The sequence below is a fragment of the Roseiconus nitratireducens genome, from assembly GCF_008629675.1.
Lineage (GTDB): Bacteria > Planctomycetota > Planctomycetia > Pirellulales > Pirellulaceae > Stieleria > Stieleria nitratireducens.
Genome location: NZ_VWOX01000002.1, coordinates 543,391 through 560,296 on the forward strand (window position 1 = coordinate 543,391; position 16,906 = coordinate 560,296).

General features: G+C 60.8%; 15 protein-coding genes. 6 read left to right on the plus strand and 9 right to left on the minus strand.

From position 1 onward, the window contains the following. Positions 1-40 precede the first annotated feature (40 nt). From FYK55_RS04640 to FYK55_RS04655, 4 genes are all read right to left on the minus strand, one after another. Positions 41-265, minus strand: a complete 225-nt coding sequence (locus tag FYK55_RS04640) for a hypothetical protein (protein ID WP_235908415.1) — start codon at positions 263-265, stop codon at positions 41-43. 106 nt (positions 266-371) lie between these two features. Further along, the gene (locus tag FYK55_RS04645; protein WP_150075189.1) at positions 372-1,076 is read right to left on the minus strand and encodes a TIGR04283 family arsenosugar biosynthesis glycosyltransferase; all 705 of its coding nucleotides are present in this window, start codon (positions 1,074-1,076) and stop codon (positions 372-374) included. Further along, positions 1,073-2,215 carry an LptF/LptG family permease gene (locus tag FYK55_RS04650; protein ID WP_150075190.1) on the minus strand — a complete coding sequence of 381 codons (1,143 nt, stop codon included), beginning with the start codon at positions 2,213-2,215 and terminating at the stop codon, positions 1,073-1,075. Before FYK55_RS04650 ends, FYK55_RS04645 begins: the two co-directional genes overlap by 4 nt. A 308-nt stretch (positions 2,216-2,523) precedes the next feature. Beyond that, positions 2,524-2,769 carry a hypothetical protein gene (locus FYK55_RS04655; protein ID WP_235908416.1) on the minus strand — a complete coding sequence of 82 codons (246 nt, stop codon included), beginning with the start codon at positions 2,767-2,769 and terminating at the stop codon, positions 2,524-2,526. A gap of 164 nt (positions 2,770-2,933) precedes the next feature. Between FYK55_RS04655 and FYK55_RS04660 the strand changes: the two genes are divergently transcribed. Both FYK55_RS04660 and coaD read left to right on the plus strand, forming a co-directional pair. Next, positions 2,934-4,151 (plus strand): aminotransferase class V-fold PLP-dependent enzyme, encoded by a 1,218-nt coding sequence (locus FYK55_RS04660; protein WP_235908417.1) that lies wholly within the window; start codon positions 2,934-2,936, stop codon positions 4,149-4,151. Continuing rightward, positions 4,148-4,651, plus strand: a complete 504-nt coding sequence (gene coaD / locus FYK55_RS04665) for a pantetheine-phosphate adenylyltransferase (protein WP_150075192.1) — start codon at positions 4,148-4,150, stop codon at positions 4,649-4,651. Before FYK55_RS04660 ends, coaD begins: the two co-directional genes overlap by 4 nt. Positions 4,652-4,769: 118 nt before the next feature. Here the strand turns inward: coaD and FYK55_RS04670 are convergent, their stop codons facing one another. The 5 genes from FYK55_RS04670 to gpmI all read right to left on the minus strand — a co-directional run bounded on the left by FYK55_RS04670 (position 4,770) and on the right by gpmI (position 11,386). After that, positions 4,770-5,615: a sugar phosphate isomerase/epimerase family protein gene (locus FYK55_RS04670; protein ID WP_150075193.1), complete on the minus strand. Its 846-nt coding sequence runs from the start codon at positions 5,613-5,615 to the stop codon at positions 4,770-4,772. A gap of 101 nt (positions 5,616-5,716) precedes the next feature. After that, a complete protein-coding gene (locus tag FYK55_RS04675) occupies positions 5,717-6,631 on the minus strand; it encodes a sugar phosphate isomerase/epimerase family protein (protein WP_150075194.1) in 915 nt (304 codons plus the stop codon). A gap of 6 nt (positions 6,632-6,637) precedes the next feature. Further along, entirely contained in the window at positions 6,638-7,132 is a 495-nt protein-coding gene (locus tag FYK55_RS04680; RefSeq protein WP_150075195.1) for a hypothetical protein, read from the minus strand. Between the two features lie 207 nt (positions 7,133-7,339). Beyond that, positions 7,340-9,571, minus strand: coding sequence for an NADP-dependent isocitrate dehydrogenase (locus FYK55_RS04685; protein ID WP_150075196.1), 2,232 nt, complete (start codon positions 9,569-9,571; stop codon positions 7,340-7,342). A 207-nt stretch (positions 9,572-9,778) separates the two neighbouring features. Next, a complete protein-coding gene (gene gpmI / locus FYK55_RS04690) occupies positions 9,779-11,386 on the minus strand; it encodes a 2,3-bisphosphoglycerate-independent phosphoglycerate mutase (RefSeq protein WP_150075197.1) in 1,608 nt (535 codons plus the stop codon). Positions 11,387-11,886: 500 nt separating this feature from the next. On the opposite strand from gpmI, the gene FYK55_RS04695 reads away from it, so the two are divergent. The 4 genes from FYK55_RS04695 (at position 11,887) to FYK55_RS04710 (ending at position 16,716) form a co-directional block, all read left to right on the plus strand. Then, positions 11,887-13,284, plus strand: coding sequence for a hypothetical protein (locus FYK55_RS04695; RefSeq protein ID WP_150075198.1), 1,398 nt, complete (start codon positions 11,887-11,889; stop codon positions 13,282-13,284). Positions 13,285-13,622: 338 nt separating this feature from the next. Next, positions 13,623-14,429: a tryptophan synthase subunit alpha gene (gene trpA / locus FYK55_RS04700; protein ID WP_150075199.1), complete on the plus strand. Its 807-nt coding sequence runs from the start codon at positions 13,623-13,625 to the stop codon at positions 14,427-14,429. Between the two features lie 249 nt (positions 14,430-14,678). Beyond that, positions 14,679-15,830, plus strand: a complete 1,152-nt coding sequence (locus FYK55_RS04705) for a BON domain-containing protein (protein WP_150075200.1) — start codon at positions 14,679-14,681, stop codon at positions 15,828-15,830. Between the two features lie 244 nt (positions 15,831-16,074). Then, positions 16,075-16,716, plus strand: a complete 642-nt coding sequence (locus FYK55_RS04710) for a hypothetical protein (protein WP_235908418.1) — start codon at positions 16,075-16,077, stop codon at positions 16,714-16,716. Positions 16,717-16,906: the final 190 nt, after the last annotated feature.

Sequence of the window (16,906 nt, forward strand, 5' to 3'; positions counted from 1 at the left end):
CGACCTCAGCCGCGAATTTCATTTGGCCCCGAAAGAGCGGCTACGACTTCTCAGCAAGCTCGCGCAACTCTTCCAGCTCTTGACTCAGGCGGTGCCGCAACGGGCTTTCCGGCCGGAGCTCTTCGTCAAGCAGATCCTCCGCTTCATCAAATTTCCCTTCCCCACGGTTGGGGTCACTGATCAATTTGCGGAACATCTTCTCAACGGTGGCTTCAGTAAGCAAAACGGTAACCTCGCAAAGTTTCAAACGCGATCGCGTGTTCATCCGGGTAATCACGCCGCGCGGGAGCGGCCCACGCGTTGTCCTCAACTTTGATTCTAAGATCGCTGCGGTCTGCTGCAAGTGCTACCGGACATTCGCGTGGGTGAATTCATCGGTACCACTGGTGCAGCCGCTGCTCGGAAACTCCGCAGGCGTGAAACAGCTGAATTCCCCAATTCTGCAACGTTTGACGCACAATTCCTCGCTTTTCCCAGCGACGAGCGCTGGTGTGGACTGGACCAACAAGCAACTGGGGCCAGGCGGAACGACGCAAGCGGATCGATAAATCCACGTCCTCCATCAGCGGTAGATCGGCGAAGCCGCCGACTTGATCGTAGAACGCTCGCGAGACGAACATCGCCTGATCCCCCATCGGCAGCCCGCGATAACGCACCCGGGCCGCGTTGCCGCGCTCCAGCGCCCGATACATCCACCCGTCCGCTCCGATGCGTTGGCAAAATGCGCCCCAAAACCGTTGGCCTTCCTGCCCAACACGCGACGGTTCCATCGAATTCGCCCGTTGGACCAACTCCGGCAGACACGCGTCTGACAACCAACTGTCGGCGTGCAAGAACAGCAGGAATGCCCCCGTCGACGCCGCAGCACCGGCGCGCAGCTGTCGTCCGCGACCGCACGGCGAGGTGATCACCGTGCCCCCGGTCCGCCTGGCGGCTTCCATGGTCCCGTCACTGCTGCCGCCGTCACACACAATGATCTCGCCCGCACCGTTCTGCCGCGCCGATTCGATCGCCCGCACCACGTTCTCAGACTCGTTCAACGCCGGGATCACCACCGACACGTCTTCGGGGCTCATACCGTTTCGACTTCGCGCAGGTGCACGTAGGCGAACGGTCCCAAAATCAGCAGCGGCATCCAGGCCGCCATCGGAGGAGAGATCAGGTATCCGCCGCTGCCCATGGCACCGGCGATGGTCTTCAACGCGAAAAAGAAAACGACCGTGCCCAGGGCGGCGCCAATCATCATGAACAGATTGCGTCCGCGTCGATTGACCACCAATGGCAATCCCAGCAGGAACAGGGCAAAGTCCAGCGGGACACGGACGATCCGCTCATGCAACAAAACACTGGTGGCGGTGCTGTTGTGCACCGCCGGGTTGGTCAACCGGCGATACAGTTGCGCGCTGCTGCACAACCGCGTCGATGACTGGTCGGTCTGCAGGATCTCGGTATTGATCGTGGTCGCCACAAAGCATTCCCCCGGCTGGATCCAGTCATGGTCCCGGCTGGTCATCAGGACCACGCGGTCAGCCATCTTTTTCGAAGCAAGCTGATCGACGCGTTCGGGCAAGCGAACTCCCCGCATCAGATAGCCCTGCGGATGCGTCGAATCGGCGGAAAGCCACTGTGCCGACTTTGCCGCCAGGATCTCACCGAATTCTCCGTAGTCTCCGTCCAGCCTGAAATGCGGTGCGACAATCAGATTACTGCGGGGACGGATCGCTTCGCCCTCCAACAAGATCCCGCTCATCCGGTCATAGCTGGGCAGAATTGGTTGGGGGTCATCGCCGGACAAGTCTTTGCTTTTCAAGGCCAGCGCGTCGCGCATCGTCGGCAACAAAAACTCGCGGCTGGCCAACTGCACCAGCAAGATTAGCAACGCGGCAACGATCATCGATCGGAAAATGCGCCCGTGTGAAATGCCGGCGGACAGCGTCGCCGTCAGCTCGCCGGTCCGCCGCAGCCATCCGACGACGAACAGCAAGGCCATCAGCGAGATGATCGCCCCCGTCCAGTCGAACAACAGCAACAGATAGGGACCGTAGAAACTGGCCATCACGGAAACCAATCCGGTCCGCCGTTGGGCGGCCAGATCGACCAGATCGTTCATGTTGGTGAACGCGTGAAAAACCACAAAGATGCCGGCCAGTGACGCGAAACAGACCGCGACGGTCCGAACAAACAGCACCAGGATGTAGCGATCGATCTTCGTCACGGGGCAAATCAACGCGTCGGAAAGTGGTACCCAGCCTTGCCGGAAGATCCCAATTTCCCCCTTCAGAACGCAAGATCGAATGCCGGCCGAACTGGCTGCTCGCGGCAACGGACTGGGGACGCTTCCGGCATCCGTTTGCCTCGTTCCCGGGCTCCCGCCTGGGAACGCGCTGAGAACTGGCTCCGCCAGCGTCCTGTGCTGATCTCACCGCACGCACTGGTCGACGGGCGTCAAAACAGCCTTCGTGCCGGGGCGATCCTGCGAAGATTTCAGCCTCGCCCGCTGCGTTGCCCGTCTCTGCCCAGCGGCTATCGCTGCTCGCGGTAGGTGGACCAGCTGAGATAGATGAGGATGCCCCCCAGGACCACAAACGTGATGTCCATCATCAAACTCGCGTAACCCAGCGGGGCAAGCGACGTCATTCCCGCTAGTCCGGCGACCGCGTCAAGAAGAAACAGACTGACGACCAAGATCGACGCGACAAGGCTAAAAAGACAAAGTGCCTTGGGCATCAAGCGAACCTCGAATACAGTCGGTGAAGGGGAAGTTTGCATCCGCGAGCATCCAATCGCGGGCATTTCGGGCCCGCAGTATAGTTAGGAAGTCTGGTCTTTCCCAAGCCTACGCTATATCGCTAGTTTACCGGGACCACAGATCGCCTAGCTTTGGCTCAATTTTTCTGTAAATTCCGTTTGGAGGGGCGTTTCGTCCACCCCACATGACCTCGACCACTGCTCAGCAGGGCTCCGACCCGCTGCTCGCGGCCGATCCCTGGCTTTGGTGGCGTCGCCAGATGCCGGTCACCGAAAAGTGGGCTTACCTGGATCACGCCGCCGTGGGACCGTTGTCGCGGCCCGCCGCCGATGCGCTCCGAACCTATGCCGCCCAGGCGGAGACCGAGGGCGATACCGTGTGGCCCCAGTGGGCCCGACGTGTGGAAACGCTGCGGGGCCAGTTTGCCGAGCTGGTGGGGACCGCCAGCGAAGAAATCTGCCTGGTCCCAAACACCTCGACCGGCATCAGTCTGGTCGCCGAAGGCTTCCCCTGGAAGCCAGGCGATTCGGTGGTGATCCCCGACGGTGAATTCCCCAGCAATCTGTTCCCCTGGCAGAATCAGGGATCCCGCGGCGTCCAGCTGCGGGTCGTGCCGCGTCGAGACGGACGTGTCTTAGCCGATGACCTGTTTGCCCATGTCGACGACAGCACACGGTTGATCGCGCTGTCTTGGGTCGGCTATGGGAGCGGATTCCGCGCGGACTTGGACGAAATCGTCCGCCGCGCCCATGCCCGGGGCATTTTGGTCTTTGTCGATGCCATCCAAGGCTTGGGCGTTTTTGACCTGGATCTGGGCCACACCGATGTGGATTTTCTAGCCGCCGATGGTCACAAGTGGATGCTCGGCCCGGAAGGTTTGGGTGTCGCGGTGATCCGCAAACGGCACCTGGATACCCTGCGGTGCGCGACGGTGGGCTGGAACAGCGTTCGCAACACGTTCAACTACGCACAGCCGGAATTCACGCTCCGCCCGTCCGCGGCCCGATTTGAACCGGGTTCGGCTAACATGCCGGGATCGGCCGCGTTGAGCGCCAGCCTGGGAATCATTTTGGCGATTCGTCGGGCCCACGGTCCCAAGGCGATCGGCGATCGGGTGGTCTCCCTGGCATCGGGACTCACGGATCGATTGGCCGCCATCGGCGTGTCAACCCGGATGCCCGATGCCGACGCCCAACGGTCGGGGATCGTGACTTTCGAAGTCCCTGACCGAGACCCGGCCGAGGTCCGGCGACGCGCGCTCGATCAGGGTTGCGTGGTCAGTTGTCGCGATGGCGGCGTCCGAGCGGGAATCCACGCCTACAACGACTCAAGTGATTTGCAGCGCCTGGTCGATGCCGTTGCAAGTACCCCCACCGAATCATCTCCCGGACGAAGTCCATGACTGTTCCCCGCATCGCGGTTTACACCGGTTCCTTCGATCCGATTACTTTGGGTCACCTGCACATCATCGATCGTGCCAGTCGCCTTTTCGATTCGTTGGTCATCGGCATCGGCATCAACGCCGCTAAGCAGTCCCTGTTCAGCCCCGACCAGCGACGTGACCTGGTGTGCGCGGTCACCGACGATCTGGAAAACGTCAGCGTTCAATTCTTCGACGGGCTGGCGGTCGATTTCGTCCGTTCGCTGGGATCGCGAACCATGGTCCGCGGCATTCGACCGCTGACCGACATCGCGGGCGAATTCACGATGATGATGGCCAACCGACAATTGGACGAAGAAATCGAAACCGTTTTCTTGATGGCCGACGAGCGATTCGCCCACGTCAGCAGTTCGCTGCTGAAGCAAATCGCCCGGGTCAGTGACGACGATTCCCAATTGGCAAAGTTCGTTCCACGAGAAATCATCGCCCCGCTGCGCGAACGCATGCGTGACTGCTCGTGATTGCCGTTGCCGTCGGTTTGCGCCGCGGACGGCAGGGTGCTGCCGTCGCTTCGCCACTCGAGGGTGGGCGTCGCGATCCGTCTTCAGATCTGCCCTGTTCTGGCGACCGACAACAACCTCAGCCCAGGTATTGCGTCCGCAACGCCTCAAGCAACTCCACCGCCTGGCCAATCTCCTGTTTCTGACGCACCGGGTCTTCGGGGATCTCACGTTCGATCGTCAGCGGACCGGTGTATCCGATCTCGAACAGGGTTTTCAGGTACAGCGGAATGTTGACGTCGCCCTTGCCCAACGGGACCTCCTTGCCGAAGGTCACCCCGGGCTCGTCGCTCCAGGTTCCGTCTTTGCAATGCACGCTGCGAATGTGGTGAGAAAGTTTTCGCAGGGCCGCAATCGGTTCCCCGGTTCCATAGAGAATCATGTTGGCGGGGTCGAAATTGATCTTCAGATTCTCGCAACCGACCGAAGCCATGAATTCCAACAGTCCCTCGGCGGTTTCCTGGCCGGTTTCCAAGTGCAGGAACTGATCGTTGCCGGCGCAGTGGTCACACAACTGACTGGTGGCTTTGACCAATTGGTCATACAACGCCGTCGACGCGTCTTCGGGAATAAAGCCCAGGTGCAGCGCCACCGCGTCGCAACCGAGATGCTTGGTAAAGTCCGCGATCTGCCGCATCTCGTCCAACCGGCTCTGACGCGTTTTGTGCGGCACCAAACCGATCGTTTTCTTGACCGTCGGAATGTCCGCATAGCTTTCGCCATCGAAGCCGCCGAAGACGGCGGTGCAGCGTACGCCCAGATCATCCAGTTGCTTGCGAAGACCTTGCGCTGTTTTCTGATCGCGTTTGTCCCCGTGGGGAGCATGCAGCTGGATGGTCGGTAACCCCAGTTCCTCGATCACGTTCCATTTCACACCCAGTCCGGCATCCACCGACGCAAAAACACCAATCGGCCAAGCTTCCATTTGTCTATTCCGTGAGAGGACCTGTGCCCAAATGCCGAAGCCGCCGACAAGGCGGGTCCGTGGCATGGGGCGAGATTCGAATCAATCAGATTGCCGCGAAGTCAAACGACATAGCTTCGCAAGAAGTTGTAACTTTGCTGGAGCGCACGAAGGCAATTCTGGTCAGAACCCTCGTAGGCGCGATCTTCCACTTCGACGCATACCGGTCCGTCGTACCCCGTATCGGTCAGGGTGGAGAAAAACTTCCCCCAATCGACGTCTCCCATTCCGGGCAGCTTGGGCGAATGGTATTCGTTGGGGTTGGCCAGAATCCCGACACGATCCAGCCTCGCGCGATCGACCCGCACGTCTTTGGCATGGATGTGGAACAGTTTGTCGGCAAACTCACGCATCGGTGACAGATAGTCCATCTGCTGGAAGATCATGTGCGACGGATCGTAGTTCAGTCCGAAATGGTCGCTGTTGATGTCATCGAACATCCGTTGCCAAATGGCCGGCGAATGCGCCAGATTCTTCCCCGCGGGCCATTCATCGTTGGTAAAGAACATTGGACAGTTTTCGATTCCCACGCGGACCTGATGTTTCTCCGCATGCTCGATGATCGGTTTCCAGACCTCCAAAAACCGTGGCCAGTTGTCGTCGACGTTTTTCGTCCAATCACGCCCCACAAACGTGTTCATCTTGCCGATCCCCAGCTTCGACGCGGCTTCGATGACCGCCAGGATTTGAGCCACCGAACGCTCAGACTCCTCCGAATCGGGCGTCAACGGATTCGGGTAATATCCCAGGGCACTGATCCGAACCCCGGCTTCGTCCTGCCGGTTGCGGATTTGGTCGACGGTGGTGGGATCCAGCGAAGCGACATCGATGTGAGTGATCCCGGCGTACCGCCGCGTCGCCTTTCCCTTCGGCCAACACATCACCTCGATACACTCGTAACCGATCTGTTGCGCCGTCCGCAGGACGCCTTCAAGATCCAGGTCGGGCAAGATCGCCGTCATGAAACCAAGTTGCATCGGTGCTCACTCGTCGAATGAAGAATCTGGGAATGTCTCTCCGCTGCCGTCCCAGCGGGGCGTCGGATACTGCGTCACTTGCGGGCGGATCTTCGCCTTATCGGTCAACACGCGCATCTGATGGGCGGCCATCAACTTGGCGACGACCTGATCCCCCCGCCTTAGTCGGTAAAGGATACAGCCTTTTCGCCGGACGTAGTACATGCCCCAAACATGGGCAACGAAGCGATCACGCTCCAGCCCCAGTCCGACGGTTTCCACCTGGTCACCGATGTCGATGCCTTCGAAACGAACGGGCAACCACATCACGGGGCGCAACCGAAACCGTTGCTGGCCATAGGTGTAGTGATAGTAAACCTGATCGAACCGCACCCGCCTGAAAACCCGTGGGCTGGGAATCAACTGCGTCGCCACGGCCACGTCGTCCGGATGGATGAAGCCCTGGCCGTTCTCCGGCCACCGCAACAGACATCCGTAATCGGGCAACTGGGGCCATTGCATCGGGGGCTGGTCAGGGGGTTCGCGGAAGCGATGCCGCTGGACTTTGTCTGAAAACTATCAAAACCCCGTCGCGGAAAGCCACGCCCTGGCGAGCGTCGCTACCCATTTTCAGACAAGCCCGAGACGGACGTCGCAGGATCGGTTGGGCGCCCCATGGTAACCGAATTGTCCACGCGATTCGAAACCCGCCGAACCTCGCCGCTTCAGCTACGCCAGCGTTTCCATCGCCGCGTTGAAGGTTTTGCTGGGCCGCATCGCGTCGGAGGCCTTCTGGCAGTCCGGCTGGAAATATCCCCCCAGGCTGACGGCGTGGCCCTGAGCCTGGTTCAAGTCCTGGACAATCTGATCTTCGTTTTCGCGCAAGGCCTTCGCGACCGGCGCGAACTGAGCCGCCAGGGCCGCATCGGACGTCTGCGACGCGATCGCTTCAGCCCAGTACAGAGCCATGTAAAAATGGCTGCCTCGCGTGTCCAGTTCACCGACCTTGCGTGACGGGGACTTGTCGTTGGTCAGAAAGACTTCGGTGGCCGCATCAAGCGATTCGGCCAGCACGCTGATTTTCTGGTTGCCGGTCTTTCTTCCCAAATCCTCCAGGGAAACGGCCAGCGCCAGGAATTCACCCAGCGAATCCCATCGCAAGTGTCCTTCGGAAACAAACTGCTGGACGTGTTTGGGAGCGGAGCCACCGGCCCCGGTCTCAAACAACCCTCCGCCGGCCAGCAGCGGAACGATCGACAGCATTTTGGCGCTTGTCCCCAATTCAAGGATCGGGAACAGGTCCGTCAGATAGTCTCGCAGCACGTTGCCCGTGACGGCGATCGTGTCCTTTCCTTCCCGCGCCCGCTGGCAGGCGTGCAACGTCGCGTCGACCGGTGACAAGATCTGGATTTCCAGTCCGTCGGTGTCGTGATCCTTCAGGTACTCGTTGACCTTCACGATCAACTCCGCATCGTGGCCACGATTCTCATCGAGCCAAAAGACTGCAGGAGACCCGGTCAGGCGCGCCCGCTCGACGGCCAATCGCACCCAGTCTTGGATGGCAACGTCTTTCGTTTGGCACATCCGCCAGATGTCGCCGGCTTGGACGTCGTGAGCAAAGATCAGGTTCCCGTCGGAATCGGTCACAACGACGGTACCGTCTTTCGGGATTTCAAACGTCTTGTCGTGCGATCCGTATTCTTCGGCCTTCTTCGCCATCAGTCCGACATTGCTGACGCTTCCCATCGTCGCCGGATCAAATGCGCCGTGCTGTTTGCAAAACTCGATCACCGCCTGATAGACACCGGCGTAGCTACGATCAGGAATCATGGCTTTGGTCGGATGCAATTTGCCGTCGGGCCCCCACATCATTCCGGATGAACGAATCGCGGCGGGCATCGAAGCATCGATGATCACGTCGCTGGGCACATGCAGGTTCGTGATCCCGCGGTCGGAATCAACCATCGCCAGATCCGGACCGTGCTGATACGCGGCGTCCAGGTCCTGGCGGATCTCCGCTGCTTCTGACTCGGGAAGCTCGTCCAGTTTCGCCATCAAACCGCCGACGCCGTTGCGAGGGTCGACGCCAAGCTGCTTGAAGGTCCCGGCGTGCTTCTCGAAGACGTTACCGAAATACACGCTGACGGCATGTCCGAACATGATCGGATCGGAAACCTTCATCATCGTGGCTTTCAGGTGCAACGACAGCAACAATTCGGCGTCGCGTGCTTTGGCAATCGATTCGGCAAAGAACTGACGCAACTTGGCGACGTTCATGGTCGCCGCATCAACCACCTCGCCCTCGTCGACCGAAACCGAATCTCGCAGTACCGTGGTTGTCCCGTCGCTGGCGCGGAGCGTGATCTTCAGGTAGCCGCCACTGGAGAGCGTCGCCGATTTTTCCGAGCCATAAAAGTCTCCGTCGCTCATGTGGGCAACGTGCGACGGCGAATCCGATTGCCAGGCGCCCATCGAGTGGGGATGGGCTTGGGCGTACTTCTTCACCGGTGCGGCGACCCGACGGTCCGAGTTGCCCTCGCGCAAAACCGGGTTGACGGCGCTGCCCAGGACGCGAGCGTAGCGGGCGCGGATGTCTTTTTCCGCATCGGTTTGCGGATCCGATGGAAAATCCGGGACCGCGTAGCCGGCCGCCTGCAACTCTTTGATGGCCGCGGTCAATTGCGGGATCGACGCGCTGATGTTTGGCAACTTGATGATGTTCGCCTCGGGGCGTTTCGCCAATTGGCCCAGCCAAGCCAACGCGTCTTCACGTTTCTGATCTTCCGAAAGCGACTCCGGGAAGCTGGCAAGAATCCGACCGGCCAGCGAAATGTCCTTGGTCATGACGCTCACACCGGCCGCGGAAGTGAACGCCTGAACGACCGGCAACCAGGAGAAAGTCGCCAGCGCCGGAGCTTCATCGGTGAAGGTGTAGACGATGCTGGGTTCGGAGTCGCTCATGGTCGTTTCGGCTTCGTTGGTCGAGGTGACTTGGATCCAAATGGTCGGCGATTTTGCCGGAAAAGAACCTACCAAGGTCGCGGCGGGTTGTCACCCGCACCGCAGCGGCAATCGTGGCGCACCGGGACTCGGACCAGCGCACGTCAATGCGACAGCCCGCAACCCCATCACGAGTCGTTCGCCGCAAGGAACTCCGTGATCGGGAGATCAAAGTTTGACCAGACTTTCCCCGGTCATTTCACTCGGCTTCTCCAATCCCAACAGGGCCAGCAGGGTCGGGGCAATGTCCGCCAACCGTCCCCCTTTGCGGAGTTCGTGGCCTTCCAATCCCGGTTCGACCACGATCAGCGGCACGTCGTACGTGGTGTGCGCGGTGTGAGGCCCGCCGGTCTCCGGATTCGTCATCTGTTCGCAGTTTCCGTGATCGGCGGTGATCACCAGCGAACCGCCCGCCGCGAGTGTGGCATCGACAATCTGCCCGACACAATGGTCCACGGTCTCGACCGCTTTGATCGCCGCGTCCAACACTCCGGTGTGTCCCACCATGTCGCCGTTGGCAAAATTGACGATCAAGACATCGCTCCGTCCCGATTCAATTTCCTTGAGCACATAGCCGGTGACTTCCGCAGCGGACATCTCCGGCTTTTGGTCGTACGTGGAAACATCGCGGGGCGATTGCGCCATTTCCTGGTACTGGCCGGGAAAGGGATCATCGCGGTAGTCGTTGAAGAAAAAGGTCACGTGCGGGTACTTCTCCGTTTCCGCACAGCGAAACTGTGTCAGCCCCTGATCGCTGATGTACTGCCCCAAGATGTTCGGCATCTTCGGCGGCTTTTCGAAAATCACCTTCACCGGCAAGCCGGTTTCGTAGCCGGTCATGGTGGCGAAATACAGATCGTCGATCTTTTTCCCGCGGTCGAACCCGCCGCCGTCAATTTCAGACCAGGCCTGATCGTCAAAGACAAAGGCTTTCGTCAACTCGCGCGTCCGGTCACCTCGGTAATTGATGAACACGACCGCATCGCCGTCGGCAACGGTCGAGGCCTTTCCGTCGGCATCCAAAATCGACGTGGCTTCAATGAACTCGTCACCGCTGCGACTTGGCTCGGTGGGATGTTCGTAGTATTCCTCGATCGCCTCGGCCGGACTCTTTGCCGTTCGCTCCGCACCACGGGTCAGCGCGTCATAGGCCGACTTCACACGGTCCCAGCGGAGGTCGCGGTCCATTGCGTAGAACCGGCCCACGACCGTCGCAATCCGACCGACACCCTCGGCGTCCAGCTTCTGCTGAATCTTCTTGACGTATCCCAGACCCCCGGTCGGCGACGTATCGCGGCCGTCGGTGATGGCGTGAATCACCAATCCGTCGGCCGGAAGGTCCGCTTGTTTGTACAGATCGACGACCGCGAGCGCGTGATCCAAATCGCTATGGACCCGACCGTCCGACATCAATCCCAACACGTGCAACTTGCCACCGGTTCGGCGCACATGCTCTAGCGCCCCCAGCAGCACCTTGTTCTTAAAGAACTCGCCTTCGCGGATTGAACGCGTGATCCGCATGACTTCCTGGTCGACGATCCGACCGGCACCAATGTTTTGGTGGCCGACTTCGCTATTGCCCATCACGCCGTGGGGCAACCCGACATCTTCCCCCGACGTCTTGATCAACACATTCGGATACGTCTTCATCAACTTGTCGGCGACCGGCGTCTCGGCCAGCACGATCGCGTTGGCCTTGTCCCATTCCGGATACGGGTTGTGTCCCCAACCATCACGAACAATCAGAACAACGGGTTTTCGTCGGAGCTGGCTCACAGGTTCAAAACTCGTCTGCTGGAGGAAGGAAGTGGGGGACGCAGCCTGCGAACATGACTGCGTCGGCAAGCGGGCTCACCGCGTGGCGGTCAACCGCCGCAGCCGGCCGGCATTTGAGGCCTTTGGCCCCCTGCATTGGTCACCGGATCGCCGCCTTTCCGTAGGAACCGAACGTTGGCGGTGCGACATTTCCCAATCGCCCACCGGGACGCGCCGCATGGCGGACCGACTGCCGGAGACCCTCGATGATCACCCGGGGTCTTCTGGTCGACCGCGGTGGGGGTACGCCCGAAATGTTAACGCCAGCCGCCGATCCTCCAAAGTGCCTTGACGTCGGAATTGGCTTCCGCATCGCGAATAGGGTTTGAATCTGCCACTCGATGGCCACAATACCGGCCGAACCGGCGAACACCGTCGGACGAACGGTCCCCCCACGGCCTCCAACCTCCCGCCTCCATCGCCGGCGAATAACGCGTGCCGCACCGAATTTGCGAACCCCGATGCCACTGATTCCATTCAACTGCGACCTGGCCGGCCCGAGCGGCGACGGCCTGGAGATGCTTTGCCGGTCACTCGCGCCGCTGCGCGATGAACTGGTCGACGAATTGGCGTATTCCGCTCGCCCGGAGGAATCCCTCCAAGGCAGGTTGCCCGCGGACACCACCTTCGCGGCGCTGCCGGAACAGCTGTTGCTTTCCTACGAAGCCCACCGTGAACGAAGCGAATTGGGAGAGGTCTTTCGGATCGCCAACGGCCTGCACGATCAAATCGATGCGGTCGTTGTGCTCGGACCACCCGAAGTCTGCCTGCCGGCGCGAGCACTATTCCAAGCCAGTTGTGATCCGTACCACAACGAGCTTTCGCGGGCCGCGCGCGGCAGCAAGCCGCGTCTGTACTTCGCCGATGACGCATTGGACAACGACGCCATGCAGTCGCTGCTGGAGCGGCTGCGGGCGGGCGGCTACGGTGACAGTCCGGCGGAAAGCCGGTGGGGGATGATCGTCATCGATCCCGAAGGGGAACATGCCCCGACCCAGCTCGCTTTGCAGACGTTGCTCATCCACCTGCCGGAAGCGGAACACGGCCCAGACGCCGCGACGCAAATGCGGCATGTCTTTCCGATCACCCGTCACGGCTCCCCGCTGGAACAACTGACCGGTCAGCTCGGCTGCGAAGTGCCGCTTCACATTCCCGACGGAATCGATGGCCCCGGGTCGATGCTGACGCCGGCGGGCCTGTTGCCGGCCGCGTTCCTGGGCCTGGACTGCATCCAACTGCTGGTCGGGGCCGCGCACATGAACGATCATTTCCGCCAGGCATCGCCCGGCGAAAACGCGGTGATCCGCTATTCGGGTTTTGCGCAATGGACGGGGCCGAAGCAACAAGGTGAAGGCGCCACGGTCATCTGGCAGCGCTCGCTGGAATCGTTGGCCGCCTGGATCCGCCAGGTCTGGCGTCGGGTTCCCGGATCGGCAGCCTCGCGGAGAAGCGATCCGATTCTGTTGGGGCAGCGCGACTTGATCGGTATCGACCTCGATCCGGCAAAAGGCAGCATCGAGGAGGGTGGCCCCACGGCCTTTCATCACCTGCTGGTGAAATCGATTCGCACCGACGCCCTGATTGCGGAATCACTGCAGGCGCTGCCGGACGAGCCATCGAATCCCGTGACCGGCGGGCCGTCGCGCCAAATCGGCGGCAAGCGCCCGTCCGCACCGCATCGCCAAACCGTGCCCGACATCCATCTGGAACAGATTCAATCGGAGCTGGATCGGCAGCGTTGGAATGGGCACGGGGTTGCCGTTTCGGAACTGCCGTCGCTGGAACCACACGTGCTGGGCCAGTTGATTCAAATGACTTTGCTGGCAGCCACGCTGACGTCGCGGGTGGCGGAACGCTGACGACGCGTCCGGTGCGGGAGTGTGCAGGGTGCCCGATAGCGACGCTCGCCAGAGCGTGGAAGCATGCTGTTCACCGTAGCCACGCCTCGCCAGAGCGTGGAAGGCGCATGAGTGCCGCCGTCTGGCGACGGCAGCTACGAGGATGCATGAGTGCCGCCGTCTGGCGACGGCAGCTACGGGGATGCTTGAGTGCCGCCGTCTGGCGACGGCAGCGACGGGGACTCGTGTTTGGCGGCGGTTCGGACGACGGCTAGTCCACTAAACCGCAACCATGGAATGGGTTACGCTTGCCGGCCGATTGACGCCCCCATTTTCATCGAATTCCCCGTGCCCTGATCATGTCCGCCATCGACGACCTGTTCGCCCGGTTAAAGAGTCAGCAAAAGAAAGCTTTGATGCCGTTCATCACCGCCGGCGATCCGAATCTGGAAACGACCGCGGCCGTTCTGCAGCGGTTACCCGAAGCAGGAGCCGACTTGTGCGAGGTCGGCATCCCCTACAGCGACCCGATTGCCGACGGACCGGTCATCCAAGCGTCGTATCAACGGGCTTTGGAACACGGTTTTCACTTGAATGATGCGATGGAATTGGGCAAAAGTCACGCATCCAAGGTCGCAATCCCGCTGGTCACGATGGTCAGCTACTCGATCATTTTTCGCGTCGGACTGCGAAAGTACGTGGATCTGGCCAAGCAGGCCGGCTACGCGGGTGCCATCGTGCCGGATCTTTTGGTCGAAGAGGCGGCGGAGTTCTCTGAACTCTGTCGGGCCAAGGATTTCAGCCTGGTTCAATTGGTCACCCCGACGACGCCCCGCTCGCGCCAGATCGAAATCGCCAACTCCTCTTCCGGTTTCCTGTATTACGTCTCGGTGACCGGAATCACCGGGGAGCGAAAGGAACTGCCGAGCAACTTGCAGGAGAACGTCCAATGGCTGCGTGAGCAAACCGAGCTGCCCATCTGCATCGGATTCGGAATCAGCGGCCCGGAAACCGCGGCCAAGCTGGCCCCGCACGCCGACGGCTTGATCGTCGGATCGGCCATCGTGCGACGGATTGCCGAAGCGGCCGAGAGCGGACCAGAACAGGCGGCCGAAACGGTTGGCAGTTTCGTCCGTCAGCTCCGCCAGGCGATTGATTCGGCGTGATTTTTCCGGGCTCCGTGAGGGTCTGGCAAACTGGGAAATCTCTACGGCTTCTCCGTTTTGATTCGGCGGCAAAATCCGAAAAAACCTACCTTGCCGCAACGGCAATCGCCGAAACCAACAGCAACACCGGTCCGAAAAGGATTTTCCGGAGACGTTGTGCCACCCGTGATGGAGAGTCCCGCGATCGTCGCGGGCGGCTCTTGTTGGCGTTTCCGGCCGGAGCGATTTGGAACTGTAGGAGGCATTCCCATGCGACGAAAGTATCTTGGATTGGCGATCGCCGCGATCACCGCCTTGGGGCCGACATCGGCCTTCGGCGGCGACCGTGAGATTGCACAGGAAATCATGACCCGATTGAAGAGCAACCGCGACGCGGGGGCTCTCAAGGATTTCACACTGGACATGAAGGTGGATCAGGGCATCGTCCTGTTCCGCGGAACGGTCAGTGAAACCGCTCAAAAACAGCTCGTCTTGAGCGCCGCCAACGGCGTCGACGGCGTGGCCAAAGTTCTTGACGAAGTCAAAGTCAAGACCGCGGCCGTGGCGTCCGAACCCGTGACGACTTCCATCGAAGCACCGACAAATGGCCCGTCGCTCCGCGACATGCTCTCGCAGGCTAAAGCGACGGCTGCCGAAAAGGGAGTCAGCAACGCCACCCTGGAGATCGCTCCCGGGACCGTCCAACCGACCGCCGCGGTCGAATTGGCTCAGCCGATTCACGCCGATGATCAGCAAGTGGTCGCCGGTGTCGTGGAGGCCCTCGGAAGCGCCCAGCAAGCCGGCGTGCTGAAGGGCTTCGGCGTGGACGTGCAGTGCAATGACGGCATCGTCAGCCTGAAAGGGCTGGCCGGATCGCCGCAACAACGCGACGAAATCGTTCGCATCACGCAGTCGGTTCCCGGCGTTCAAGGCGTCGATCACACGATCACCGTCGCCGGACACCCCCAAGCGGCTCCGATGCCGATGCAGTCCCATGTGCCGGCCCAGCTGGCCAGCAATCGCATGACCCCGGTCAGCGTGGACCAGGTACCGGCGATGGCAACGCCCCGCAACCGGAACCTGGGTGTTCCGGTCGCTCAGGTAGCCGCTCCGATGGCAAACAACGGCACCGTCGCGGCTCCGACCATGGGAGCTCCCGTGTCCGGCACTCCGGTTCCGATGGCCTACGGTGCAAGTGCCGGAGCACCTCGTTACGACACTCCGAACCTGCCCAACTACGCATGGCCCGGATACGCGTCGTACCCCAACTATGCGGCTTTGACGTATCCCCAGCAGTACAGCCCCACGGCTTGGCCCTACATCGGCCCCTTCTATCCTTACCCGCAAGTCCCGCTGGGATGGCGTAAGGTGTCGTTGGAGTGGGATGACGGCTGGTGGTTCCTCGACTTCACCGACCGCTGATTCCAACCGAATCGGCTCACAGCCACAGTTCTGAAAATCGCTGCCGCGGAGAGCTTGATCGCTCTCCGCGGTTTTTTTGTGAAACATTGCCCGCTGTGAAACTGCCGCAGGCGTCGGATTCTGCAAATCTCCGGAATTACCCGCAAGATCCGCACAACTTCACACGATAACTTCAGTACAAAGCGGAACCTGCCCGCGCTCAAGCGTGCGGTATTGTTATCGAACACCACGGAAGGTTGCTCGGATGACCAGCAAGACGAAACGTCAACAAGAACACGCCGCCTCGAACGCGGCTCGAAGCGAGGCGAGTGTGTTTTCGTCTCTGGCACGCAAAGTGACGCTGGCCACCATGGCCTGCGTTGCGGTCAGCACGACCGGCTGCCTGGGCTTCACCGACAACTACAACCTCGGCTTCCTGGGATTTCCGATCCCCGTGAGCCCCTACTACCAGCACAAGGCCGAAGAAGACTTCTGGCGTCACGAACGGTACGATCGCGTGCCGATCCTGGGCCCGACGACTTCCGGCGGTCCTCCGGTGGCCCTGGATCCTCCCAGCGACGACGAAGTCATGCTGGCCCTGGAGAAGGCCCGTCCGGTCGAAGGCGGCATCCCGCTGATCTACGAGAAGCAACGCAACGACGTGCGAATCATCAAAGAGAAGATCGCCGACTATGTCGATCCGCCGCGCTTCTACCCGCTGATCGGCCCCGCCCAACTGCACCACGCCCACTACAAGTGCTCGATCTTCTTCGAAGAAAAGACCATCATCGGGTACCCGGTTCCTCACACCCTGCATGACCGCGAAGCTGTCGAGGTCGTCTACATCGACCACAACCACATGCACATGGTCGGCGACGTCGAACCTTACACCACCCCGAGCCTCTAGGCTCCATCACCCCAGCGTTCCGCTCAAAGGATCCGGGCCTGCCTCTGGCACGCCCGGATTTTTTTATGCGCCGACGGAGCCTGGACGGGACGGCGATGCAAGCGGAACGCTCGCAACGGACATTGTCCCGAAAAGACACCTCCGCGCATCCGCTGGGCATCGGTGTCGACACTCCGGTGAGCACTCGCGG

Bases quoted from the DNA above. Each gene is read 5' to 3' on its own strand.
- trpA (WP_150075199.1), top strand. From the start codon at position 13,623: ATGTCCGCCATCGACGACCTGTTCGCCCGGTTAAAGAGTCAGCAAAAG.
- FYK55_RS04705 (WP_150075200.1), top strand. From the start codon at position 14,679: ATGCGACGAAAGTATCTTGGATTGGCGATCGCCGCGATCACCGCCTTG.
- FYK55_RS04655 (WP_235908416.1), bottom strand. From the start codon at position 2,769: ATGCAAACTTCCCCTTCACCGACTGTATTCGAGGTTCGCTTGATGCCC.
- FYK55_RS04675 (WP_150075194.1), bottom strand. From the start codon at position 6,631: ATGCAACTTGGTTTCATGACGGCGATCTTGCCCGACCTGGATCTTGAA.
- FYK55_RS04660 (WP_235908417.1), top strand. From the start codon at position 2,934: ATGACCTCGACCACTGCTCAGCAGGGCTCCGACCCGCTGCTCGCGGCC.
- FYK55_RS04710 (WP_235908418.1), top strand. From the start codon at position 16,075: ATGACCAGCAAGACGAAACGTCAACAAGAACACGCCGCCTCGAACGCG.
- FYK55_RS04680 (WP_150075195.1), bottom strand. From the start codon at position 7,132: ATGCAATGGCCCCAGTTGCCCGATTACGGATGTCTGTTGCGGTGGCCG.
- FYK55_RS04670 (WP_150075193.1), bottom strand. From the start codon at position 5,615: ATGGAAGCTTGGCCGATTGGTGTTTTTGCGTCGGTGGATGCCGGACTG.
- coaD (WP_150075192.1), top strand. From the start codon at position 4,148: ATGACTGTTCCCCGCATCGCGGTTTACACCGGTTCCTTCGATCCGATT.
- FYK55_RS04640 (WP_235908415.1), bottom strand. From the start codon at position 265: ATGAACACGCGATCGCGTTTGAAACTTTGCGAGGTTACCGTTTTGCTT.
- FYK55_RS04645 (WP_150075189.1), bottom strand. From the start codon at position 1,076: ATGAGCCCCGAAGACGTGTCGGTGGTGATCCCGGCGTTGAACGAGTCT.
- FYK55_RS04695 (WP_150075198.1), top strand. From the start codon at position 11,887: ATGCCACTGATTCCATTCAACTGCGACCTGGCCGGCCCGAGCGGCGAC.
- FYK55_RS04685 (WP_150075196.1), bottom strand. From the start codon at position 9,571: ATGAGCGACTCCGAACCCAGCATCGTCTACACCTTCACCGATGAAGCT.